The organism is Vagococcus salmoninarum, assembly GCF_003987495.1.
Classification (GTDB): Bacteria; Bacillota; Bacilli; order Lactobacillales; family Vagococcaceae; genus Vagococcus_D; species Vagococcus_D salmoninarum.
In genome coordinates, this window is the sequence record NZ_NGJU01000002.1 from 52,176 (window position 1) to 73,622 (window position 21,447).

Consider the following 21,447-nt stretch of genomic DNA (forward strand, 5'->3'; position numbering starts at 1 on the left):
TTAGCTCGCAACTGTGATACTATATATAGTATTGATAACTAAATAAAAAACTATATATAGTGCAAGGAGAATGTCTAAATGATTAAAAATGTTGCTGTTTACTGTGGTTCAAACACCGGTAAACGACCTGATTATACAAAAGCTGCCATGACTTTAGGTAAGTGGTTAACTGAAAATAATTACGGCCTAGTTTACGGTGGTGCAAGTCTCGGCTTAATGGGAACACTAGCGGAAACGGTCATGGAAAATCAAGGACACGTGATTGGGGTCATGCCTGAGATACTAACTAAGCGAGAAATTGCCAACCCTAAAATTAATGAATTTATTACTGTGCCGGACATGCACGTCCGCAAAAAAACGATGATTGAGCGCGCCGATGCCTTTATCGCAATGCCTGGTGGTTGCGGCACCATGGAAGAAATTTTTGAAGTCATTACTTGGTCCCAAATTGGTGCCCATCAAAAACCCTTTGCCTTTTACAATGTGGCTGGTTACTACAACCATTTAGTTGATTTCTTAAACGTCATGGAAGACGAAGGCTTTACAGCCCACAAACACCGTCAAGACATTATTATTAGCGACTCCCTTGAGACAATTAATAATCATTTTAACAACTACGAAAGTCCTGGTGTCAAAACTTATTAAAGCTATTTCAGAAATAATAGACGAAATAAACTCAGATGATTGTTCCAATTATTATTTCATGGTAAAATGATGCCTAGTCTTATTATGAGGAGTTAATTATTGATGAAAATTGCACTAGTATTTTTAATCGCATATTTATTAGGCTCAATCCCTTCAGGTGTTTGGGTAGGAAAACTATTTTTCAAAAAAGATCCCCGAGAACATGGCAGTGGCAATTCCGGGACAACGAATACTTTCCGAGTCCTTGGAAAAACCGCTGGGGTCACTGTTTTACTGATGGATATTCTCAAAGGAACTTTAGCAACGATGTTACCACTATTCTTTAATGTTTCAATCAACCCGATGTGGTTCGGTTTAGCAGCAGTCATTGGACATACCTTCCCCATCTTTGCTAACTTTAAAGGTGGCAAAGCCGTGGCAACTAGTGCTGGCATGTTATTAGCTTACAACCCCCTCTTCTTTATTTATTCTGCAAGTATTTTTGTTGTAACCTTATTAATAACTAGTATGGTTAGTTTGACTAGTATGATTAGTGCTTTACTCATTACTTTGTCGACTTTCTTACTGCCTTTAGTCTTCCCGCAAATTTTGCCAGGATTTGACTGGCTCTTAACTTTAATTGCTTGTGGCTTAACTGTTTTTATTTTTATTAGACATAAAGACAACATTACTCGGATCAAAAACGGCACGGAAAGCCGTGTGCCTTTTGGTTTAAATAAAAAATAAGTTCCCCTTAAACACTGTAGAAGAAACCGCCCTTTCTTCTACTTTTTTTGTACAATCCGACATTATGAGAATATTTTAATCAATTACATGTTATAATAGTCATGTAGTTATTTAAATATTGAAAGTAGGTTGTAAAATGTTAATAGGAATTCCAAAAGAAGTTAAGAACAATGAAAATCGCGTTGGTATTACGCCCGACGGTGTCGCTCGATTTGTTGCTAATGGACACGCAGTTCGCGTAGAAAGAGATGCTGGAACAGGTTCTGGATTTTCTGATAACGAGTATGAAGAAGCTGGTGCAACCATTCACCAAAAAGCCGCTGATGTTTGGGCAGCTGATATGGTTATCAAGGTCAAAGAACCTTTAGAAGAAGAGTTTGACCATCTAAGAGAAGATTTAATCTTATACACATACCTCCATCTAGCTCCGGCTAAAGAACTAACTGAAGAATTAGTTAATAAAGGCGTCACAGCCATCGCTTATGAAACCATTCAACTGGCTGACCGAACATTGCCCTTACTTGTTCCAATGAGCGAAATCGCTGGGCGCATGTCTGTCCAAATTGGTGCGCAATTTCTAGAGAAAACCAATGGTGGTAAAGGGATTTTATTATCAGGAATTCCTGGAGTTATGCGTGGCCACGTCGTCATTATTGGTGGTGGGAATGTTGGAGCTAATGCGGCTAAAATCGCAACTGGTTTTGGTGCTAATGTCACAATCTTAGACATTAACCAACAACGTTTAGCCCAACTTGAAACTATTTTTGGAAATAGTATCCAAACCTTAATTTCCAACCCGGCTAATATTGCAGCCGCCGTTGCTGAAGCTGACGTCGTTATCGGTACAGTCTTAATTCCTGGGGCTCGTCCGCCGAAATTAGTCACTGAAGAGATGATTAAAACAATGGACCCTGGTTCGGTGATTATCGACGTCGCAATTGATCAAGGTGGTATTTTTGAAACCATTGATAAAATCACCACTCACGCAGATCCAGTCTATGTTAAACACGGTGTCTTACACTACGCTGTTGCTAATATGCCTGGGGCTGTTGCTAAAACAGCAACGATGGCCTTAACAAATGCAACTATTCCTTACGCAATCACGATTGCTAACAAAGGACTAGTGAAAGCCCTGAATGATAGCCTACCTTTACAAAAAGGGGTTAACACTTATCAAAAACAATTAACTAATCGGGCAGTCGCTCACTCGCAAGACAGTGAATACACCGACTTATTAAACTTAATTTAAGCCAAAAAGGAAAGTGATGCTTAGTCACTTTCCTTTTTTTATTGCAAAATAAAAAGTAGCTGACTTTTAAGTCTTAGCTACTTTTTGTTTACATAATATTTTTATCGTTAATTAATCTCAATCGTGTACTGGGTTTTGAAAATTTCTTGACTGGCTAAATGATTAATGCCTAATTTTTCTGTTAACTCCCCAGTAGCCTCTACAGTGTCAGCTACGCCACACCAAGGTTCAATACACACAAACGGTGATTCTAAGGGATAAGGGCTCCAAATACCTACATAAGGCATGTTATCGTAGGAAACAGTCACACTGTGTGGTGTTTTATCCGACTTAATGCTGTAGCTATTCGTTCCCACTGTTTCATAAACAATCGCATCGTTTTTAAATAAGGCTCGTGTTAAGGCGATGTCCGTATTCGTTTGCCCTAACGTTTTGTTTGCTAAATCAATGTATGGCCCTTTTAAAGGCAAGACTAAGCGGGATTTTTTAGGTGCAAAACGTAAGAAATAGTCTTCAAAGTTTCCTTGATTTCCTAGTGGCACGTTAAAGGCTGGATGTCCGCCAATTGAAAAGTACATCGGTCCTTTTCCAGTATTTTCAACGTGGTAACTACAAATCAGTTGATTGCCAACTAATTCGTAACTTAAAATCAATTCAAACTCAAAAGGATAAACCTTTCGGCTCTCTTCATTACTCAATAAGCTAAAGGCAATCCTAGTTGCGGTGTGCTCTTTAACAGCAAACCGTTGATCCCGAGCAAAACCATGTTGTCCTAGGTAGTAAGTCACCCCTTCATAACGATAAGAATCGTCTTTTAAACGGCCAACATTTGGAAACAAGACTGGGGCTTGACGTCCCCAAAATTCCGGATTTCCTTGCCATAAGTATTCAATGTTGTCTTCTTGATTCTGAATACTCGTTAATTCTCCTCCTAATTCACTAAAGGAAACTTTTAAACACTCATTTTCAATCATTAATACCATTGCAATAATCTCCTTTTAAACGGACTCTTTTTCTAGTTCTGCTTTAAATTGACCGTTTATAATTTTTATAAAAGTCCCCTTCATACCTAAAGACCGTGATTCAATAATACCAGCTGATTCTAGTTTTCGTAAAGCATTGACAATGACAGAGCGGGTTATCCCAATTTTATCAGCAATATTAGAGGCAGTTAAACGCCCTTCATCTCCTTCTAATTCTGCAAAAATCGCTTTAACCGCCTTTAATTCACTATAAGAAAGTGTCCGAATCGCCATCTGAACAGTTGTTGAACTGCGGATATTTTCTTCAATGCTGCGGGATAATTGATATAGCATTTGCATGCCAACAACTGAGCCACCATATTCAGCTAAAACTAAGTCATCTTCATTAAATTGCTCTTGTAATCGGCCTAAAATAATCGTTCCTAAACGTTCCCCTGCACCAAAAATCGGCACGATGGTTGACAAGGCGTTAGGAAACATCTCTTTCAATTCAACCGGAAAAGCAGTTAGTTCATTCGTAATTTCAATATTAGCTTCGGTATAACTAAAACGTAGGACATCCGTCGTATACTCTGTAGGGAATTGTAAGACTTCTAACATCTTTTGTACACGGGCATTATTAATGTCGTGTAAAACATAATAACCTAAGACGGTCCCATCTTTATCAATAATGTACGCATTGGAATCTAAGGTATTACCTAAGACTTTAGCCATCTCATTGTAAGGAAAGGAAACACGATCGGTAAAGGTGTTTTTCTGTTGTAATAATTGATTAATATCTCTCGTCTTTTCCAACAAACTTTTCATTTATAGCCCCTCCTAAGTTTTATAAAATGTAGCGACTTAAATCTTGATCTTTAACAATATGACCAAGTTTTTCCTCAACGTAGCTTTCAGTAATCATGATTTCACCCATTTGCATTTCCGCTGATTCGAAGAGTAAATCTTCTAATAATTTTTCTAAAATTGTATGTAAGCGACGAGCACCGATATTGTCCGTTTCACTGTTGACGCTATGAGCGATCGTCGCGATTTTTTCAATCGCCTCGATTGTGAAAGTCACTTCAATATTTTCAGTCCCAAGTAAGGCAATGTACTGTTTAATAATGGCATTGTTCGGTTCTGTTAAAATTCTAACAAAATCTGCTGCCGTTAAATCATCTAGTTCCACTCTAATTGGAAAGCGTCCTTGTAATTCAGGAATTAAATCACTAGGTTTACTTAAATGGAAAGCACCAGAGGCAATAAACAAGACGTGATCGGTATTCATTACACCGTACTTCGTCGTCACTTGGGAACCTTCAACGATTGGTAAAATATCTCGTTGGACCCCTTCACGAGAAACTTCACCTGACTGTTGGGATTTAGACGTAATTTTATCAAATTCATCAATAAAGATAATCCCGTTGTTTTCGGCTAATTTGATGGCTTCACTGTATAAATCACCTTTATTGACAAGTTTTTCTGACTCTTCGCGAATTAATATTTCCCGGGCTTCTTCGACAGTTACTGTCCGTTTAATCCGTTTTTTAGGGGAAAGGGCGCCTAAAGTGTCACCTAAATCAATGCCCATTTGTTCCAAACCATTGTTCATAGCTGGGACAGCTTTTTTAGGTTCATCCATTTCAATCGTCACTTCACGTTGCTCTAAATTGCCATTGGCCAGTTCTTCAGCAATGGTGCGACGGTTAGTTTTAATCGTATCAGTCACTTCTTCTTTTTCTTCTTGAGGGTTTTGCATGGCATTCACCATTTGCATCATGGCGTCCATTTGATTTAATGATTTTTTCTTTTCTTTTTTGATACCTGGTACGAGTAGTTTAACTAAACGTTGATCCGCCTGTTTTTTCGCCTGCATATAAACTCGGCTATATTGCTCTTTTTCGACAATTCGTAAACTAGACTCGACTAAGTCACGAATCATTGATTCCACATCTCGACCGACATAACCAACTTCAGTAAATTTTGTCGCCTCGACTTTAATAAAAGGCGCTTGAATAATTTTAGCTAAACGCCGGGCGATTTCCGTTTTACCAACTCCTGTCGGCCCAATCATTAACATGTTTTTAGGTGTGACTTCTTGTTGCATCTCTTCATCAAGTTGCATCCGGCGATAGCGATTTCTTAAAGCAACTGCTACCGCTTTTTTCGCTTGGTGTTGCCCAATAATATATTGATCTAATTCTGTAACGATTTCTCTAGGTGTCTTATTGTATTGATTCATTCGTCAGCCTCCTATAATTCTTCCACAATAATATTGTGGTTAGTATAGACACAAATATCACCAGCAACCATTAAAGCTTCTCTGGCAATGTCGCCGGCACTTAATTCCGTTTTACCATGTCTTTTCATCGCTCTGGCAGCAGCTAACGCATAATTGCCTCCAGAACCAATCGCTAAAATCCCATCATCTGGGGCAATGACTTCCCCAGTACCAGAAACGACTAACATTTCTTTGTCATTCATGACAATTAACATTGCTTCTAGTTTTTGCATCATTTTATCAGAGCGCCATTCCATCGCTAACTCAACTGCTGCTCGCATTAAGTTTCCTTTGAATTCTTGTAACTTAGCTTCGAACTTCCCTTCTAAGTTAAAGGCGTCTGCCACACTACCGGCAAAACCAACAATTACTTGATCGTTATAAATTCGTCGGACTTTTTTGGCTGTCCCTTTCATAATAACGGACTCGCCCATTGTTACTTGGCCGTCTCCAGCCATGGCAAATTTGCCATCTTTTTCCACTGCACAAATTGTTGTTGAATGAAATGTTGTGTATCCCATTTTTTTCCTCCTGTTTTAAGCTCGTGGGTGAAAGTTTCGATAACTTTTCTGTAAACTTTCTTTGGTGACATGAGCGTAGATTTGGGTTGAAGATAAGCTAACATGTCCTAGTAGTTCTTGAACCGTGCGCATATCTGCCCCATTATTTAATAAGTGAGTAGCAAAGGAATGTCTCAGCATATGGGGATGGATATCTGAAGTTAAGCTACTCTTTTTTATAATTTGTTTTAAAATATATTGAATACCTGTTGGCGTGATCTGGTCTCCCCGATGATTGATAAAAAGATAGTCATGCTCTTTCCGGTATTTTTTCATTAAAGGCGTTCGACCAGAGCTAAAATAAACTCGCAACGTGTCTTCTGCAAATGAGCCAAAAGGCACAAAACGTTCTTTATTCCCCTTCCCATGAATGAGCAAGACGCCTGTTTCAAAGTCAATGTCCTTCAGGGTCAAACCTGCACACTCACTTACCCGAATCCCTGTACCGTAGAGAACTTCCAGTAAGGCTAAATTCCGGTGATCTAGTGCTGTTTCCCCCACAGCCGCCTTAAATAACACATCTAGTTCTTTTTCATAAAAAAAACGTGGCAAGCGTAATTGTTTTTTCCGCATTTGCACGTAGGAAAAAGGATTCTCACTCACAGCTTGATTTTTTAATAAAAATTGATAAAAAGAGCGTAAGCTTGAAATTTTACGACTGATTGAATTACGGCTGTAATTATGATCATAAAGATGAGCTAAATAAATTCTAATGTCTTGATGATTAATTTCTAAGTAATCTTCATTGCCAGTTTCTGCTAAAAAAAGAAAATAATCCCGAAGGTCATCATGATAAGCTTCCTTCGTCTTTTGTGAATATTGTTTTTCTACAACTAGATAGTCGATAAAATCACTATACCAATCTTTTTTCCCCATGTTAACGCACCCCATTTTTCTTTCCCATCGTAAATGTATCACATCAAAAAATCGATTACAATTAAATTGTCAGAATTTAACCAATTTTTTCAAATTTAGACACACTTTAGTCATAATTTTTACAAAAGGTAGATTTAACAGTCGTTACAGCACTATCCCGCCTAAACAAAACAAGCCCTTTTTCGGACTAACTAGGACTTACGCAAAAAAAGAAGTGTGACTTTAGCCACACTTCTTTTTGAGAACTCTTAACGATTAACTTAACCATTCTTCCCGTAAGATACCATACTTGATTGAGTCGTAATATGTCTCTTGATAGTAACGGACTTTTCGTAAGCAGGTTTCTTGAGTCATACCTAATTTATCCCCAATCCTCATCATTCCCCGATTACCAGACCACGTTGTAAAACCAACCCGTTGAATATGAGGCAAAGTTGCAAAAAGATGGTCAATCCAAAGGCGACTAACTTTCGTACCAAGCCCACTGCCCCAACTACTTTCAACAAATAAAACTAAGCCATACTCCAACCACTGTTGCAAGCTACCATCTTCCCAATGCCAGGTGGCAATCCCGATTGGTTGGTCCTTTAAGAGGACTAAGTGCATCTTAGCACTATTTACCCAACTAGGGCCGACGTCAGCCATAAAGACTTCGTAAGTGTATTTAGGGTCATTAAAATAGGGCCCGTTCCATTTCATCCACTCTGGCTCAGCTTCTTGATAAGCGATTTGCCATAAGTTAGTTAAATCACTGATTTCAATCTTCCTTAAAGTGACATCTTGATCGTTAATTTCCAAGTATAATACTCCTTTTAATTAGTTATTTTAGTGTAAATCGCCGAAACAATCCCATTCAGACTGCTAACTTCTTTCAGCTTTAGTTTTAAGGAGTGACTTTGTTCAGCAAATAAAGGAATGCCTTTGCCCAGAATAATTGGTAACGTTGCTAAATGATATTCATCAATCATGTTATTCGCAACTAATGGGGTAACTAAACTACTCCCCCCAACAATCCAAATGTCTTGCCCTGCTTCCATTTTTAGCTTTTGAACTAAGCTTTCCACTGCTTCATCTGTAAAAACGACTTTTTCTTTGTTAGCTGTTCCACGAGAAGTTAAAATATAAGAATCACTGTCTGCATATGGATAATTATCAACGGCTAATTCATTTACGACTTGATCGTAAGTTGTTCGTCCCATTAAAACTGTGTCAACTTGACGATAAAATTCTTCGTAACTGTTATCACTTTCCTCATAGTCAGTTGCTGTACTTAACCATTCAATCCCACCTGCTTCATCTGCAATAAAACCGTCAAGACTTGTTGCAATGTATAAAATAACTTTTCTACTCATAGTAAGAACCCCTTTCACTAGCGCCTTATTAGTTAAATAAGGTACAATTCTATTATATAATGAATCCTAAGTAGATAATAGGTTCATTTAAAGACAATTAGTTAGTTAGCCGACAGATTTCCCTTTTTGTCGGTTAATTGACTTTGAAAGGAATTAATTATGGATGTCAGAATCACCCGTTCACAACGAAATTTATGGCGAGGCTTTTTTGAGTTAATGACTGATGAGAAACTCCCTTTTTCAGCAATTACAATCAATCAGATTTGCGAAAAAGCCTTAGTTCACCGCTCGACTTTTTATCAACATTTTAGTGACAAATATGCTTTACTAGACTACGGCTTACAAATTCTCTATACTCCTTACTGGGAACTGGCTAGCGAAGCTAAGTTACAGGCACCTTTTGTGACAGCGGCTAGTTTTTTTTAAGGTTCCCAAGCAGAGGGGTTACTGGAAACACAAAAACAAGATGCTGTGTTTCAGCAATTATTACAAGAAAAAAGCTCTCAATCAATGGCAGCCGACTTTTACGACTACTACCAAAAATTGGAGCTAGATGAGCTGCCGACTAGTTTGTTAGTCCAACAAACAGTGGCCACGATTTTTGCTTTAAGTCAGTGGCAACAAGGACAAACTGACAACATTTCACCTGAAACCATGGATAAGTATTTTCAACGTTTAAAACCTACTATTCAGTAGGTTGGCTCAAATAATATTGATACAATTGATCAATATAATAATGAGTCATTAAGGAGCTATGACTTGAATTAATGTCAGATTCCGTTTTAGTTTCTACTGCTTCGATAAACCCTAAAATCAAGTCTTTAAAGCCTCTTTTAGTCAAAGTGTTTTCCCAATCACTAAAACTTTCGATTGTATTGACACCTTGCTCTTTTTTAGTTAAGGTATCTAAGTTTTCAACTAAGTAAGTCCCTGCTAAAGCTTGAACTTCCACCGTTTCAGTGTGGGCCCCAGCTTCCATGTTGATACTAGCAATTGCTGTCGTTTCAGCTGTTTCAAAAGTAATCATCCCTCTGCGTAAATGCCCGGTTTGATTGGCATGAAGGGAGTAGCTGACTGAAGTGATTTCTCCTTCATCAAGGAGATATAAGGTCGTATCGACAACGTGAATCAACATATCAAATATTTCGAATTTTACAGGGGCTTTCGTTGCCAGCCGATTTTTTTGCGCAATAATTAAATTTTTCCCAGGAACATTTTTTAATTGTTGGTTCATTGGTGCAAAACGGCGGTTAAAGCCCGTCATTAAAATTAAGTTTTTGCTACTTGCTAGTTCATGGAGCTCACTAACTTCTTGAAAATCATCACTGACAGGCTTATCAACAAAGACGTGAATACCGGCTAATAACAACTCTCGAATCAATTTGCCGTGAGTTGCTGTTGGCGTGTGAATAAAACAAGCATCAAGACCACTAGCGAGAAAACCCTCCCAATTAGAATAAGTGAATTCCCAATTAAAGTTTTTTCCTAATTCAGCCACTTTGTTTGCTTGACGGGAATAAAAGTGCCACTCAACCTCACTTCTTAACTCATTCATCACTGGTATATAAGCCTTTTGGGCAATATTTCCTAATCCCATAACTCCGATTTTCATTGAACAGCCTTCTTTCTTTAAATAAAACTTTGACTCTCTTATTGTACCTTAGAACTGAGATTCAAGCATGTTTTAGGGCTGACCAGCTTACAAAAAAGCGTCCGCTGACATCAGTCAACGGACTACTTTAACTTTCTTGAATTGGAATCAAGACGGAGACACGGGTTCCACTTTGTAATTGACTTTCTAAAGTCAGCTTACCATGTAATAGTTGGGTGTAATGACTAACAATTGATAAGCCTAAGCCAGAGCCGCCAACATTTCGTTGCCGGGATTTACTGACCCGGTAAAAGCGCTCAAAGATTCTCTCTTGATCACTTTCCGAAATACCAACACCAGTATCAACAATCGTAAAGAGTAGTTCACCCCCTCGACGTTTTAAAGATACGTGTAGTTGACCTTCCTCGCCAGTATAAGCAACAGCATTCTCAATTAAATTTTTGACAATCGGTTGAAAATAATCGACAGGCAAACTAACTTCGCCTAAGTCGTCATAACTAACGGTCACTTTTAAGTTCTTACTTGTCATTTGGGGCTGATAGCGTTGCAGCTCCTCTTCGATAACACTGACAGGAGGCACTGACATAATATCGGCTTTCCCTTCACTCGTCTCTGTCCGCAGTAAAAGTAAAATATTTTGAATTAAGGCGTACAAACGATTGGCTTCTAATTCAATGATTTCAACAAACTCTGTTGCGACGGTTTGATCCCCTAAAGCACCATCTAATAAAGTTTCTGCAAAGCCCATAATTGATGTTGTCGGTGTTTTTAGTTCATGAGAGATATTACTAATAAAATCTTGATGGATTAATTCGAGTTTGCGAATATCAGTAATATCGTAAAGCACACCAACATACTCCGGTGCTTGCTGATTCCCTGGTTCTAGTTTTCGCAAGACAAGTTTCAAGTCTTTTTCACTTGGCTCTAGGAGCTTGACTTCAGCTTGGATTTCTTGTCCATTCCTTAAAATCTCTGCAATTAACTCTTTAATATCCCGCTCTAAAAACCATTCTTGGTAAGTTTCCGCCCCGATTTTAGGTTCGAACAAATCAGACATGACGGGATTCGCTGAAAGAATGTGACCTTCTTCATTCATAATAAATACTCCGATCGTCAAGCTTTCTAATAGAAACTGTAGCTTTTCTTCGTTAAATAACTGTTGGTAATAGAGTTGATTCGTTTCCCGCATCAGTTGATTAACAGACTGATACAATTGATTCCATTCCACTGAGGTTGTGTCGATTTCCGACATTTTTTCTGGGTGATTAATCGCCGCTTGGAGGGCTGGCAACATGAATTTTAACGGTTCATTGGCTTGCTTAAAAAAGTAAAAAATTAGCCCTAAAATAATTGAGACTAGGCCAATTAAGGCGAAAGTCACTATTCGTTGAAAACGAATAATACTATTAGAAAAACCCGTGTACTTTTCAGATAAACGCATCACTCCGACTAATTGATTATCAATTATTAAAGGTTTCGCCACATAAAGTAACTTTTCATTTAACGTGTGACTTTCTCGTAAAGCTGTCCCGATTGACGCCTCGCCTTTTAAGACATGGGTCACTTCGGGTCGTTGATCCCGTTTACCGATTGCTTCTTTATCATGGGATGAATCATACAAAATCACTCCATCTTGATCTAATAAAGTTAAACGTTCCCCGTCATTGACTAAGTAGTCTAACTCTGTCGTATTATGATACTCAGTTACTTTGCGTTTTTCTTTTTTAATGACAGAAATCATTAAATCAATTTCTTGCGCCAGCTTCGTCTCTTGTTGTTGAATAATTTCTCGATTAAAAAAACGATTAGTAAATATTGCCCCTGCAACGCAGAGGACAATAAAACTAACCACTATCATAATTTTTTTGATGTTTTGTTGTTTATTCATCTTATTTAGGCTCCTGAAATTTATAACCAAACCCTCTAATTGTAATTAAATAATTAGGGTTTTTAGGATCATCTTCAATTTTGTCTCTAAGATGGCTAACGTGAATGTCAACTGTTCGCGAATTGTTGTACAGTTCTTCTTGCCAGACTCCTTGAATCAACGTGTCACGATCAATGACGCGATTTTTTCGCTCCATAAAATACACAAGGAGTTCAAATTCTTTTTTCGTCAACGTAATTTCCTGACCGTCTTTATTGACTTGGTAGTCATTTGGGTAAGCAGCAAGTAAGCCTACTTCAATTTTCGCGACTGCTTCAACTGGCCCTTGGGGGGAAGCGCCGGCTGTCGTAGTCATCCGGCGATGAACAGCCCGCATTCTTGCTAGTAATTCTCTGGGACTAAAAGGTTTCGTTAAATAATCATCAGCGCCTATTTCGAGACCAATAATTTTATCAATCACTTCATCTTTGGCTGTCAGCATCAAGATTGGCGTATCAATTTGCATCTGCCGTAATTTTTTAGTGACTTCAAAACCATCAAGTTTCGGTAACATTAAATCTAAGACAATAAAGTCAAAATTAGTTTGACTGGCTTGACTAACAGCTTCTTCGCCATCGTGGGCGACAGTGACTGTTAAGCCTTCTTTTTCTAAATTATACTTCAATAAAGTAGTGATTGAAGGTTCATCGTCAACAACTAAGACATGTTTCATAGAAGGTTTATCCTTTCATCATCAAGTAACCCTTCGTTACTAGTGATATAGTTTATCAGCAATTAGCTAGTTTTATTGATTATTAATGACTTGATTATAACATAGGTGGGGCTAAAACCTTCTCGAAACGTTTCTATTTAACTGTGCCGTCTAAGCTTCTTTCGATCTTCATTGAGGTAATTGGAATGTAGTTTAATTTCTCAACAACATTCTTTTGGACGTCATCAGTTAAAATGTAATCAATAAAAGCCGTGACTTCTTTTGGTGCATCTTTAGCAGTATACATATGTTCGTAAGCCCAGATTTTCCAATCATTTGTTGTGACATTCTCAGAAGTTGGCTCCACACCATCTAATGACAACCCTAGTAAACTATCATCAATGTATGAGAATGATAAGTAACTAATCGCTCCTGGTGTTTCAGCAACTATTTTACGGACCGTTCCTGATGAATCTTGTTCTTGTGATTGCATGGCTGCTTCGCCTTTCAATCCCCATTGTTCAAACGTTGCTCGTGAGCCACTTCCTGCTGCTCGGTTAACAACTAGGATCTCTTGATCTTTGCCGCCAACTTCTTGCCAGTTCTTAACTTTACCAGTAAAGATGTCTAGCAGTTGCGCGGAAGTAATGTCCGTCACGCCGACTTCTTTATTAACAACTGGTCCCATTCCAACAACGGCGATTTGATGATCTGTTAACTTACTAGCATCAATGCCGTCTTTTTCTTCTGCATAAATATCTGAGTTACCAATTTCAACGGCACCGTTAGCAACTTGACTTAAACCAGTACCACTTCCGCCACCTTGAACTTCAATGGAATAATTCGGATTGTCTGTTTGATAAATTTCAGCGATGTTCTCGACTAAAGGTTGTAACGCTGTGGAACCAACTGCAGTAATTTCGACTTTTTTAGTTGAAGCAGCCCCTCCTTTTGATGAATCTGTTTCTACGCTTGGTGACCCGCAAGCTGTTGCTACTACTAATAGTCCACTTAAAAGAACAGTTAAGCCAATTTTTTTCATGATTATCTCCCTTTATCTTTAAAATTATTTTGCTATCTCTGGAACATCTCTAGAATATCAAGGTCATGTAAAAATTATGTAAGCTTAATTGTAAAATTTAGGTAAAGTTAGTTTAATTTATGACAAATTGAGAGATATTTCCCGAAACAACTGACTTTTAAGCTAATTTTAAGGAACTAAAAAGGAGGTCGCTGATTAAATCAACGCCTCCTGTCTAATAAGTTATTTGATTAATTGTTAATTTTTTAATTCAAGTTCTCGTTTAACTTCGCCAATATCGGCTTTATTACCTGTGAAAATTAAGTGATCCCCAAGTTCAATCATCGTATTACCATGTGGGGTAATTAATTCTTCCCCACGGCGAATTTTACTAATAGTTATCGCTTGAACAAACGGTAAGTTCTTAATTGCTTGGCCTGTAAAGCGACTATTATTAACAGTTGCTTCATAAAGACCGGTTTCAGTATCGTCAATAATCTTAATAATCGACGGTGTTTCAATCATTGCCCGGAGTAAACTAGCTTGGGCGTCAAACGTACTAAAGATTTCAACAGCCGCTGCTTTTAACTCTGGATAATTGTCTTCTAAAATATTATTTGTATCAAAATGGACTAGCACTCGTTCAATTCCATAAGCTTTGCCTTTAATCGCTAGCTCATGTTGTAAGCCTTTATCTTGATGATTAATGACTAAGATGTCTGGCGAGTTAAAGTTCTCGATTTGCCCGAAATCACTGCCTAAGTCATCTAATAAGACTAAATCACTATCACTTTCAAAAGTTTGATAATTTTCAATGTTGTCCGTAAATAAGGTCACATCGTAATCTTTTTTCTTTAACTGATTGGCAATCGACACAGTTAAGGGATTAGCCCCAATAATGTTCACTAAAATTGGGGTAATGTGTTCTTCCTCTTTAACATACAACTTATTATACAGTAAAGGAAATAAAACACAGGTTAAGACTGCTGATAAAATCAAGGCCCCTTTTTGATTGTCATTAACCGTGCCGATTTCTTCAGCAACTTCTAAAATTGGTAAAATTAACGTTAACGTTGTCGCTGATAAAAAAGTCCCTGCCCAAGCATTTTTAGTTTTAAATTGACGATTCAAAATCGGAAAAACTAAGATTCGGGTAACAAAGAAGGCCATAAAGAATAAGGGAATTAACAGTAAGGTTTTACTGTCTTGAAAAATCGCTGATAAATCTAAATTAATCCCTGTCACTAAAAAGTAAATCGGAATAAAGAAGCCATAACCGAAAGAATCAAGTTTTTCAACAGTGTCCTCCCGTGGTTTCAAGAGTTTCATGACGATCCCAGCTAAGAATGCCCCTAAGACACTTTCAGCCCCCGTCCCTTCAGCTACCATCACTAAAGTGAAAATAATGAAGAACGCTAAACGAATGTCTAATTGAGTCGTTACTTTATCAATTTTCTCAAAGAAGACATAGACTTTTTTGAAACGTAATAACAAAGCTGCCGCGCCTAAAATTAATAAAATCATCCATAAGTTACTATCACCTGAGCCGAACACAGAAGAATAAACTGTTAATAAGACTAAGGGGGTGATTTCTCCTAACACGGCAATTAGGAGGACTGTTTGGCCAAAGGGTTTACTTAATAGTTCCCGTTCTTTTAATGAGGCTATGACAATCCCTAATGCGATTGAACTGAAGATAATGAATAAGAGCCAATAATCAGTAAATAACCCGCTAAAGTGGAAAAATAAGCTGACGGCTAATGAAACTAAGAGCATTGAGACATAAGAATAAACCGCCAGTTGTAATGGATTAGGCTCATTTTGAGGTGTTTGACTACTGGCTTTCTTTCCTTTAAATAAAGTGAAATCAATTTCCATCCCACTTAGGAAGACTAAGAACACCACACCTAATGAAGAAAATATTTCTAAATACTGATCGACTTCGACAATGCCTAAAACACTTCGTCCTAATAAAATACCAACTAGAATTTCAGCAACAATCGAAGGAAAGACATTCACTTTAAAGCGGCCCATTAATAAGGGGATCATTAAAGCTGCTAATAAAACAATAACTAATGATAATTTTTCCATCTTTTCCTCCTACAACAGTTATTTGATACTAAGAAACGTCATTTAAATAAACGACGATCTTATAGTACAAATTACGCTAATCAGACTTTTTTGTCAATTATTTAATCAATATTGACTTACTATTTTACGATTAAAGACTGAGGCCCTTCTTAGCTATTGCTTTTCTCTTCACTGTCTTTTAAATAAATCGTTTTATTTTCCCAATCGATTTTCAACGATACGGCCCAAGACATCTCTTGTATCTCAATCGTATTACTTGAAATAATCATCGAGAATAAGGCTCCTGTATCATCTTGATCTCTTATGACATACTCATCCACATTTTCAATGTTAGTGAATACTTTAATTTTAAACTGATCCTCACCAAAAATTTGCCAATTGTGGGCTATCTCCATCACAACCATCCTTTCTACCTTGTTTTGCTATTACAACTATACGTAAAGTATAAAACAGATTAATTATGCAAACAATGACTTACCTAATAAACTTTACTTACATTCTTGTAAGTAACATCAACTTATTAATTGCCAACAAAAAACTTCACCATTTCTGATGAAGTTTTTAAGCTAATTATTTTAATGAGGCTTTTAAAGTAATTCTTTCCGTAAACTTTCGACTGATGCCGCAGATAAGTACTTCGGTGCAATATCAAAGACCGTATAAGCTCCTTGGTGACCTTCAGAACTTAAGCGAGCCGCTGCCCTAGCGTAAGCGACTAAGACACTAGCCGTAAATTCAGCATTGTGTTCTAAAGCTAAACGGTACTCAATGACTTGTTTCGTTGAACCATTTGTGACCCCAGTATGCAACACCGTGCCGCCATGAGGCATGCCTTTATGGTGTAAGTTCAGTTCTTCTTGACTAATGATAGTAACTTCTGTGTCATAATCAGCAAAGTAGTTAGGCATTGTTTTAATCGTCTCAGTAATGCCTTCAGCGTCGGCCCCTTCAGTTAAAACGATAAAACATTGACGTAAATGTTTGTCTCGAGTCGTTAACTCAAGTTTCTCCCCGTTACGAAGTCTGGCAATTATGTCTTCATTCGGAATCGTGTATTGCGTTGCATCGCTAATTCCTTCAATCCGTCGTAAAGCATCAGAATGACCTTGACTCACTCCTTTACCCCAAAATGTCTGGGTTTCCCCTTGTGGCAAGATGGCTTGGGCGTAAAGACGATTTAAACTAAATAGTCCGGGGTCCCAACCAGAAGAAATAACCGAGACAGTGCCATTCGCTTGAGCAATCTCATCTACCCGCTTAAAATGATTAGGTATTTCAGCATGGGTATCAAAACTATCGACAGTATTAAAGTGAGCGGTAAAGGCTGGTGTTTGCTCAGGCAAATCTGTAGCTGAGCCACCACATAAAATACAAACATCAATCTCATTTTTTCGTTTTAAAGCTTCCTCTAACGTAAAGGCCGGTGCCCCTTCAGTTTGAATTGTCTGTGGATCCCGACGTGTAAAGACACCAACTAAAGTCATGTCTGTTTGTTGTTTAATTGCTTGTTCCACACCACGACCAAGATTCCCGTATCCAATAATCGCTATATTAATCATTAATAAACCACTTCCTTCATTTGGATTATGAAAAGTATAACAAAAAAAAAAGACTATTTCCATTTTAAGCCTTGGAAACAGTCACTTATTTAATTATGCCAAATGGTCCGATCTTTTAAAGGATAAACCGGCCGATTATTATTGACAGGTATTTCTTTTTTTGCCTTTTCAACGATTTCACGATTGGCTAATTGGACAGTATCCATCACAAACCATAAGACTGGTCCGTTAAATGGGGGTGTCGTTAAAGAGCCTATAAAGTGATAAAAGGTTTTTTCTTTCGGTAAATATTTTACCGGGTTGAAAAACATATCTGCTTTAGCACTAAATTCTGACATGATCGCAAAACGTCGTAACTCATTTTTAACTAAAAATTTCTCATCAGTTAAATCAAATAACAACGCCACTACTAATTTATTGCCCTCAGCATTTTCATGAACAAAATGAAACTCAAATTCCGTATGGCGATTATCAAACATATGCTCACTTGGAAAATGGACGTGAATATCAATTAACCAGAAATCTTCTTCAAAAGATAACCGACTTTTCTTTTCTTTCGGTACTAAATGAAAGGCATTAGCAAAGATTGCTTGCTCAAACACTTGTTTCTGATAATCAAAAGTCAAAGCTAATGAACTATCAGTTTGGACCTTGGGAAGTGTACTAAAATCAACTGGTGATTGATAATGATACAACCCGGCATCAGGTAGTAGGTCACAACAAACAACTTGTTGACCTAATGAATGTTTCTTGACACCTTCTGCATAGATTCTTTTAACTCCCACTGGAACCCCTCCTTAAATCAACTTAATTTTGCCATTTAGAGGGATTTTCTTTCCACTCTTCAAGTAATTTTACATCATCACCTTTGATGTAGTCAATTTCTAAGGCTCCGGCAATTAACACGGAATAATTCGTTAAAGTTACTAGTTTTATCCCTGCTTTCGTAAAGTTCTCAACACCAACTGGTAATTCATAAGTAAAGATTGCGGCAACGCCTAGAACATTTGCCCCCTCACGAGTAGCTGCTTCAGCTGCCTCTAGAACACTGCCACCAGTTGAAATTAAGTCTTCAATAATGACCATTTTTTGGCCTTCACTAATCCGCCCTTCAATTTGGTTGCCTTTGCCATGTTTTTTAGCTGCTCCACGAATGTAGACCATCGGTAAATTAAGGATGGTCGCTACCCAAGCGGCATGAGGAATGCCCGCTGTGGCTGTTCCAGCAATAACTTCAACCTCAGGAAACTGCTCTTTAATTTGAGCAGCTAGCCCTTCGGCGATTTTATTTCTAACTTCCGGATAACTCATTGTCACCCGATTATCACAATAGATTGGGCTTTTAATCCCACTGGCCCAAGTAAAAGGAGTTTGGGGTTTTAAGCTTACCGCCTCAATTTTTAATAAATCTTTCGCAATCTCTTTACTTAACTCAGTCATTTTAATAGTCTCCATTCCATTGATTTTTAATCTCTTGATAAGCTTCATAAGGCTTCACCGCTTGGGTAATCGGTCGACCAACGACAATATAGTCTGAACCGATTTCCCGGGCTTGGCCAGGCGTCACAATTCGTTGCTGATCGCCGATGGCACTACCTGTCGGTCTAATTCCCGGCGTTAAACAAGCGAAGTTTGGGGAAGTTCCGGCTTTGATGGCTTGAACTTCTAAAGCAGAACAAACCACCCCATCTAAGCCGCTGGCAGCTGTCATTTGCCCATAATGAACCACACTTTCTAATAAGCTTACTGGAATTAGCTGGTCTTTTTGCATCTCACTTTCAGCTGTCGAAGTTAACTGAGTCACTGCGATTAACAAAGGTCGTTCCTCGCCTAGCCTGGTTCCTGCTTCTAAGCCTTTTAAGGCGGCCTTCATCATTTTCTGACCACCAGCCGCATGAACATTCGTTAAGCTGACACCAAGCTTAGCAATGCCGGTCATCGCACTTTCTACTGTGTTGGGAATATCATGGAGTTTCAAATCTAAAAAAACATCATGGCCCAGAGATTTTAACCACTGAACAATTGCCGGCCCTTCTTGATAAAATAATTCCATGCCGACTTTGACGTAAAGTGATTCATTTACTGGAAAATGCGCAAAAAAGGTGATAATACTTTCTTTGTTTGGAAAATCTAAAGCAATAATTGGTCGATTCATTTTAACGGGCCTCTCTAACTTCTTTAATTAATTGGGCTAAACTTTCAATTCCTAGCTCATCCATCCGCCCTGGTAAGGCTTCAACTAACTTAGGACAGACGTACGGGTCAGTGAAATTGGCTGTTCCAACAGCAACGGCACTAGCACCAGCCATGTACATCTCTAAGACGTCATCCACGGTGTAGACGCCACCCATGCCGATAATTGGTAAGTCGATGGCATGAGACACTTGATGAATTAAGCGAATGGCAACTGGTTTAATCGCTGAACCTGACAGTCCCCCAGTTTGATTGGCCAGCACTGGTTTGCGAGTTTTAACATCGATTCGCATGCCAAGTAACGTATTAATCATGCTTATGCCGTCGGCTCCACCAGCTTCAATTCCTTGGGCAATTGGGACGATATTCGTCACATTTGGTGATAGTTTGACGTAAACCGGGACTTTTGCAACTTTTTTAACAGCTTGTGTTAAACGAAAGGCTACGTCTGGGTCAGTTCCGAAGGCAATTCCACCTTCTTTGACATTAGGACAAGAGATGTTTAATTCAATGGCATGAACATTGGGCGCATCGCCAATTCGAGCGCAAACTTCTACGTAATCTTCTAAGGTTGAGCCAGCTACATTGGCAATAATTGGCACGTCAAACCGTTCTAAAGCAGGTAAGCGTTGAGACATCACTGCTTCTAAGCCAGGGTTTTGTAAACCGATGGCATTAAGCATGCCACTTGGCGTTTCTGCTACTCGTGGCGTTGGGTTGCCGGCCCGTGGTTCAACAGTCGTCGCCTTGACCATAATCGCTCCTAATTTTCCTAAATCATAATACTCGCTATATTCTTCCCCGAAGCTAAAACAGCCACTGGCAGGAATAATCGGGTTTTTTAACTCCAAGCCAGGAATACTAACAGCTAAACGGTTGTTACTCATAGTACGACCTCCCCTGTTGCGAAAATTGGTCCTTCATCGCAGATTTTTTTCGATGCTTTTTCTTTTTTCAAATCACAGACACAAGCGTAACACGCTCCCATGCCACAAGCCATCCGGGCTTCTAAAGACATATAAGCCCTAGGGTGATTTTCAAAGTTCCGATCCACAGCTTTCAGTAAGCCATTTGACCCACAGGCGTAAACAGCGGCTGGCTGGTACTTTGTTAGCAAGTCGTCTAGTAAAAGACCTGCATGACCATGAGTACCGTAACTGCCATCATCAGTTGAAATATGAACCTCGCCTAATTCAGCAAATTTATCCGCGTAAAAAATCACTTCGGCTTTAGCGAAACCAAAGATTTGAATGATTTTTGCCCCTTTTCTTTGGAGCTGTTGGGATAACTCATAAAGAGGTGGCACGCCAATTCCGCCACCAATCACAAAGACGACTTCCTCCGCTTGGACAGCTTCAATTGGAAAGCCATTCCCTAAAGGCCCCATCACATCTAGTAACTCTCCCGGTCGGAGCTGGCTCATATTTTCAGTGCCATCCCCTTCCACTCGGTAAATCAACGTACATTCTAAGTTATCAGCATCGATATTCGCTAAACTGATCGGACGACGTAACAATAAATCAGCACGAGGAACTTTAATATGGACGAACTGACCGGGAATCGCCATTTCTCTGACTAATTCACCTCGCAAAATTAGTTCGTAAATTTTCGGTCCTAATAACTTCTGACTAACAACAGTCATCATCTCTTGTTTCATTATTGTCCTCATCCTCTCTTACTCTTTAAAATACTTATTTAACTCCGGCTTTAAAGGCCCTTAACACACCTTGATTTGACG

24 protein-coding genes are annotated in these 21,447 nt (G+C 38.6%); 5 read left to right on the plus strand and 19 right to left on the minus strand.

What is annotated here, in order from left to right; translation table 11 throughout:
- Window positions 1-78 precede the first annotated feature (78 nt).
- From CBF35_RS01910 to ald, 3 genes are all read left to right on the plus strand, one after another.
- Window positions 79-645 (plus strand): LOG family protein, encoded by a 567-nt coding sequence (locus CBF35_RS01910; protein WP_228025931.1) that lies wholly within the window; start codon window positions 79-81, stop codon window positions 643-645.
- A 102-nt stretch (window positions 646-747) separates the two neighbouring features.
- A complete protein-coding gene (gene plsY / locus CBF35_RS01915) occupies window positions 748-1,371 on the plus strand; it encodes a glycerol-3-phosphate 1-O-acyltransferase PlsY (protein ID WP_126778192.1) in 624 nt (207 codons plus the stop codon).
- Window positions 1,372-1,507: 136 nt separating this feature from the next.
- Window positions 1,508-2,620 carry an alanine dehydrogenase gene (gene ald / locus CBF35_RS01920; RefSeq protein ID WP_126778193.1) on the plus strand — a complete coding sequence of 371 codons (1,113 nt, stop codon included), beginning with the start codon at window positions 1,508-1,510 and terminating at the stop codon, window positions 2,618-2,620.
- Window positions 2,621-2,727: 107 nt separating this feature from the next.
- Here ald and CBF35_RS01925 read toward each other — a convergent pair whose 3' ends face one another.
- The 7 genes from CBF35_RS01925 to CBF35_RS01955 form a co-directional block, all read right to left on the minus strand.
- The gene (locus CBF35_RS01925; RefSeq protein ID WP_126778194.1) at window positions 2,728-3,603 is read right to left on the minus strand and encodes an aldose 1-epimerase family protein; all 876 of its coding nucleotides are present in this window, start codon (window positions 3,601-3,603) and stop codon (window positions 2,728-2,730) included.
- A 15-nt stretch (window positions 3,604-3,618) separates the two neighbouring features.
- Window positions 3,619-4,410 carry a GTP-sensing pleiotropic transcriptional regulator CodY gene (gene codY, locus CBF35_RS01930; RefSeq protein ID WP_126778195.1) on the minus strand — a complete coding sequence of 264 codons (792 nt, stop codon included), beginning with the start codon at window positions 4,408-4,410 and terminating at the stop codon, window positions 3,619-3,621.
- A gap of 19 nt (window positions 4,411-4,429) precedes the next feature.
- Window positions 4,430-5,827 carry an ATP-dependent protease ATPase subunit HslU gene (gene hslU, locus CBF35_RS01935; RefSeq protein WP_126778196.1) on the minus strand — a complete coding sequence of 466 codons (1,398 nt, stop codon included), beginning with the start codon at window positions 5,825-5,827 and terminating at the stop codon, window positions 4,430-4,432.
- Between the two features lie 11 nt (window positions 5,828-5,838).
- Window positions 5,839-6,387 carry an ATP-dependent protease subunit HslV gene (hslV, locus tag CBF35_RS01940; RefSeq protein ID WP_126778197.1) on the minus strand — a complete coding sequence of 183 codons (549 nt, stop codon included), beginning with the start codon at window positions 6,385-6,387 and terminating at the stop codon, window positions 5,839-5,841.
- A gap of 15 nt (window positions 6,388-6,402) precedes the next feature.
- Entirely contained in the window at window positions 6,403-7,302 is a 900-nt protein-coding gene (gene xerC, locus CBF35_RS01945) for a tyrosine recombinase XerC (RefSeq protein WP_126778198.1), read from the minus strand.
- Window positions 7,303-7,557: 255 nt separating this feature from the next.
- Entirely contained in the window at window positions 7,558-8,100 is a 543-nt protein-coding gene (locus tag CBF35_RS01950; RefSeq protein WP_244922551.1) for a GNAT family N-acetyltransferase, read from the minus strand.
- Window positions 8,101-8,114: 14 nt separating this feature from the next.
- A complete protein-coding gene (locus CBF35_RS01955) occupies window positions 8,115-8,654 on the minus strand; it encodes a dihydrofolate reductase family protein (RefSeq protein WP_126778199.1) in 540 nt (179 codons plus the stop codon).
- Window positions 8,655-8,813: 159 nt separating this feature from the next.
- On the opposite strand from CBF35_RS01955, the gene CBF35_RS01960 reads away from it, so the two are divergent.
- A complete protein-coding gene (locus tag CBF35_RS01960) occupies window positions 8,814-9,080 on the plus strand; it encodes a TetR/AcrR family transcriptional regulator (protein WP_126778200.1) in 267 nt (88 codons plus the stop codon).
- 84 nt (window positions 9,081-9,164) lie between these two features.
- A complete protein-coding gene (locus CBF35_RS01965) occupies window positions 9,165-9,350 on the plus strand; it encodes a hypothetical protein (RefSeq protein WP_126778201.1) in 186 nt (61 codons plus the stop codon).
- Here CBF35_RS01965 and CBF35_RS01970 read toward each other — a convergent pair.
- The 12 genes from CBF35_RS01970 to CBF35_RS02025 form a co-directional block, all read right to left on the minus strand.
- On the minus strand, window positions 9,340-10,266 hold the full coding sequence (locus CBF35_RS01970; protein WP_126778202.1) for a Gfo/Idh/MocA family protein: 927 nt from the start codon (window positions 10,264-10,266) through the stop codon (window positions 9,340-9,342). The two genes, CBF35_RS01965 and CBF35_RS01970, sit on opposite strands and share 11 nt — an antisense overlap.
- Before the next feature lie 127 nt (window positions 10,267-10,393).
- Entirely contained in the window at window positions 10,394-12,154 is a 1,761-nt protein-coding gene (locus tag CBF35_RS01975; protein WP_126778203.1) for a sensor histidine kinase, read from the minus strand.
- 1 nt (window position 12,155) lies between these two features.
- Window positions 12,156-12,866, minus strand: coding sequence for a response regulator transcription factor (locus tag CBF35_RS01980; RefSeq protein WP_126778204.1), 711 nt, complete (start codon window positions 12,864-12,866; stop codon window positions 12,156-12,158).
- Between the two features lie 133 nt (window positions 12,867-12,999).
- The gene (locus tag CBF35_RS01985) at window positions 13,000-13,887 is read right to left on the minus strand and encodes a phosphate ABC transporter substrate-binding protein PstS family protein (protein ID WP_126778205.1); all 888 of its coding nucleotides are present in this window, start codon (window positions 13,885-13,887) and stop codon (window positions 13,000-13,002) included.
- 237 nt (window positions 13,888-14,124) lie between these two features.
- A complete protein-coding gene (locus CBF35_RS01990; RefSeq protein ID WP_126778206.1) occupies window positions 14,125-15,957 on the minus strand; it encodes a cation:proton antiporter family protein in 1,833 nt (610 codons plus the stop codon).
- Window positions 15,958-16,106: 149 nt separating this feature from the next.
- Window positions 16,107-16,352 (minus strand): hypothetical protein, encoded by a 246-nt coding sequence (locus CBF35_RS01995; protein WP_126778207.1) that lies wholly within the window; start codon window positions 16,350-16,352, stop codon window positions 16,107-16,109.
- Between the two features lie 192 nt (window positions 16,353-16,544).
- Window positions 16,545-17,516 (minus strand): diaminopimelate dehydrogenase, encoded by a 972-nt coding sequence (locus CBF35_RS02000; protein WP_126778208.1) that lies wholly within the window; start codon window positions 17,514-17,516, stop codon window positions 16,545-16,547.
- An 89-nt stretch (window positions 17,517-17,605) separates the two neighbouring features.
- A complete protein-coding gene (locus CBF35_RS02005) occupies window positions 17,606-18,301 on the minus strand; it encodes a carbonic anhydrase family protein (protein ID WP_126778209.1) in 696 nt (231 codons plus the stop codon).
- A 22-nt stretch (window positions 18,302-18,323) separates the two neighbouring features.
- On the minus strand, window positions 18,324-18,956 hold the full coding sequence (gene pyrE / locus CBF35_RS02010; protein WP_126778210.1) for an orotate phosphoribosyltransferase: 633 nt from the start codon (window positions 18,954-18,956) through the stop codon (window positions 18,324-18,326).
- Between the two features lies 1 nt (window position 18,957).
- On the minus strand, window positions 18,958-19,671 hold the full coding sequence (pyrF, locus tag CBF35_RS02015) for an orotidine-5'-phosphate decarboxylase (protein ID WP_126778211.1): 714 nt from the start codon (window positions 19,669-19,671) through the stop codon (window positions 18,958-18,960).
- Window position 19,672: 1 nt separating this feature from the next.
- A complete protein-coding gene (locus CBF35_RS02020) occupies window positions 19,673-20,596 on the minus strand; it encodes a dihydroorotate dehydrogenase (RefSeq protein WP_126778212.1) in 924 nt (307 codons plus the stop codon).
- Window positions 20,593-21,366 carry a dihydroorotate dehydrogenase electron transfer subunit gene (locus CBF35_RS02025; protein ID WP_126778213.1) on the minus strand — a complete coding sequence of 258 codons (774 nt, stop codon included), beginning with the start codon at window positions 21,364-21,366 and terminating at the stop codon, window positions 20,593-20,595. Before CBF35_RS02025 ends, CBF35_RS02020 begins: the two co-directional genes overlap by 4 nt.
- Window positions 21,367-21,447 lie beyond the last annotated feature (81 nt).

What these genes read in the sequence shown, in the direction of transcription:
- CBF35_RS01910 (WP_228025931.1), top strand. Translation starts at nt 79, where the DNA reads ATGATTAAAAATGTTGCTGTTTACTGTGGTTCAAACACCGGTAAACGA.
- plsY (WP_126778192.1), top strand. Translation starts at nt 748, where the DNA reads ATGAAAATTGCACTAGTATTTTTAATCGCATATTTATTAGGCTCAATC.
- ald (WP_126778193.1), top strand. Translation starts at nt 1,508, where the DNA reads ATGTTAATAGGAATTCCAAAAGAAGTTAAGAACAATGAAAATCGCGTT.
- CBF35_RS01925 (WP_126778194.1), bottom strand. Translation starts at nt 3,603, where the DNA reads ATGGTATTAATGATTGAAAATGAGTGTTTAAAAGTTTCCTTTAGTGAA.
- codY (WP_126778195.1), bottom strand. Translation starts at nt 4,410, where the DNA reads ATGAAAAGTTTGTTGGAAAAGACGAGAGATATTAATCAATTATTACAA.
- hslU (WP_126778196.1), bottom strand. Translation starts at nt 5,827, where the DNA reads ATGAATCAATACAATAAGACACCTAGAGAAATCGTTACAGAATTAGAT.
- hslV (WP_126778197.1), bottom strand. Translation starts at nt 6,387, where the DNA reads ATGGGATACACAACATTTCATTCAACAACAATTTGTGCAGTGGAAAAA.
- xerC (WP_126778198.1), bottom strand. Translation starts at nt 7,302, where the DNA reads ATGGGGAAAAAAGATTGGTATAGTGATTTTATCGACTATCTAGTTGTA.
- CBF35_RS01955 (WP_126778199.1), bottom strand. Translation starts at nt 8,654, where the DNA reads ATGAGTAGAAAAGTTATTTTATACATTGCAACAAGTCTTGACGGTTTT.
- CBF35_RS01960 (WP_126778200.1), top strand. Translation starts at nt 8,814, where the DNA reads ATGGATGTCAGAATCACCCGTTCACAACGAAATTTATGGCGAGGCTTT.
- CBF35_RS01965 (WP_126778201.1), top strand. Translation starts at nt 9,165, where the DNA reads ATGGCAGCCGACTTTTACGACTACTACCAAAAATTGGAGCTAGATGAG.
- CBF35_RS01970 (WP_126778202.1), bottom strand. Translation starts at nt 10,266, where the DNA reads ATGAAAATCGGAGTTATGGGATTAGGAAATATTGCCCAAAAGGCTTAT.
- CBF35_RS01975 (WP_126778203.1), bottom strand. Translation starts at nt 12,154, where the DNA reads ATGAATAAACAACAAAACATCAAAAAAATTATGATAGTGGTTAGTTTT.
- CBF35_RS01980 (WP_126778204.1), bottom strand. Translation starts at nt 12,866, where the DNA reads ATGAAACATGTCTTAGTTGTTGACGATGAACCTTCAATCACTACTTTA.
- CBF35_RS01985 (WP_126778205.1), bottom strand. Translation starts at nt 13,887, where the DNA reads ATGAAAAAAATTGGCTTAACTGTTCTTTTAAGTGGACTATTAGTAGTA.
- CBF35_RS01990 (WP_126778206.1), bottom strand. Translation starts at nt 15,957, where the DNA reads ATGGAAAAATTATCATTAGTTATTGTTTTATTAGCAGCTTTAATGATC.
- CBF35_RS01995 (WP_126778207.1), bottom strand. Translation starts at nt 16,352, where the DNA reads ATGGAGATAGCCCACAATTGGCAAATTTTTGGTGAGGATCAGTTTAAA.
- CBF35_RS02000 (WP_126778208.1), bottom strand. Translation starts at nt 17,516, where the DNA reads ATGATTAATATAGCGATTATTGGATACGGGAATCTTGGTCGTGGTGTG.
- pyrE (WP_126778210.1), bottom strand. Translation starts at nt 18,956, where the DNA reads ATGACTGAGTTAAGTAAAGAGATTGCGAAAGATTTATTAAAAATTGAG.
- pyrF (WP_126778211.1), bottom strand. Translation starts at nt 19,671, where the DNA reads ATGAATCGACCAATTATTGCTTTAGATTTTCCAAACAAAGAAAGTATT.
- CBF35_RS02020 (WP_126778212.1), bottom strand. Translation starts at nt 20,596, where the DNA reads ATGAGTAACAACCGTTTAGCTGTTAGTATTCCTGGCTTGGAGTTAAAA.
- CBF35_RS02025 (WP_126778213.1), bottom strand. Translation starts at nt 21,366, where the DNA reads ATGAAACAAGAGATGATGACTGTTGTTAGTCAGAAGTTATTAGGACCG.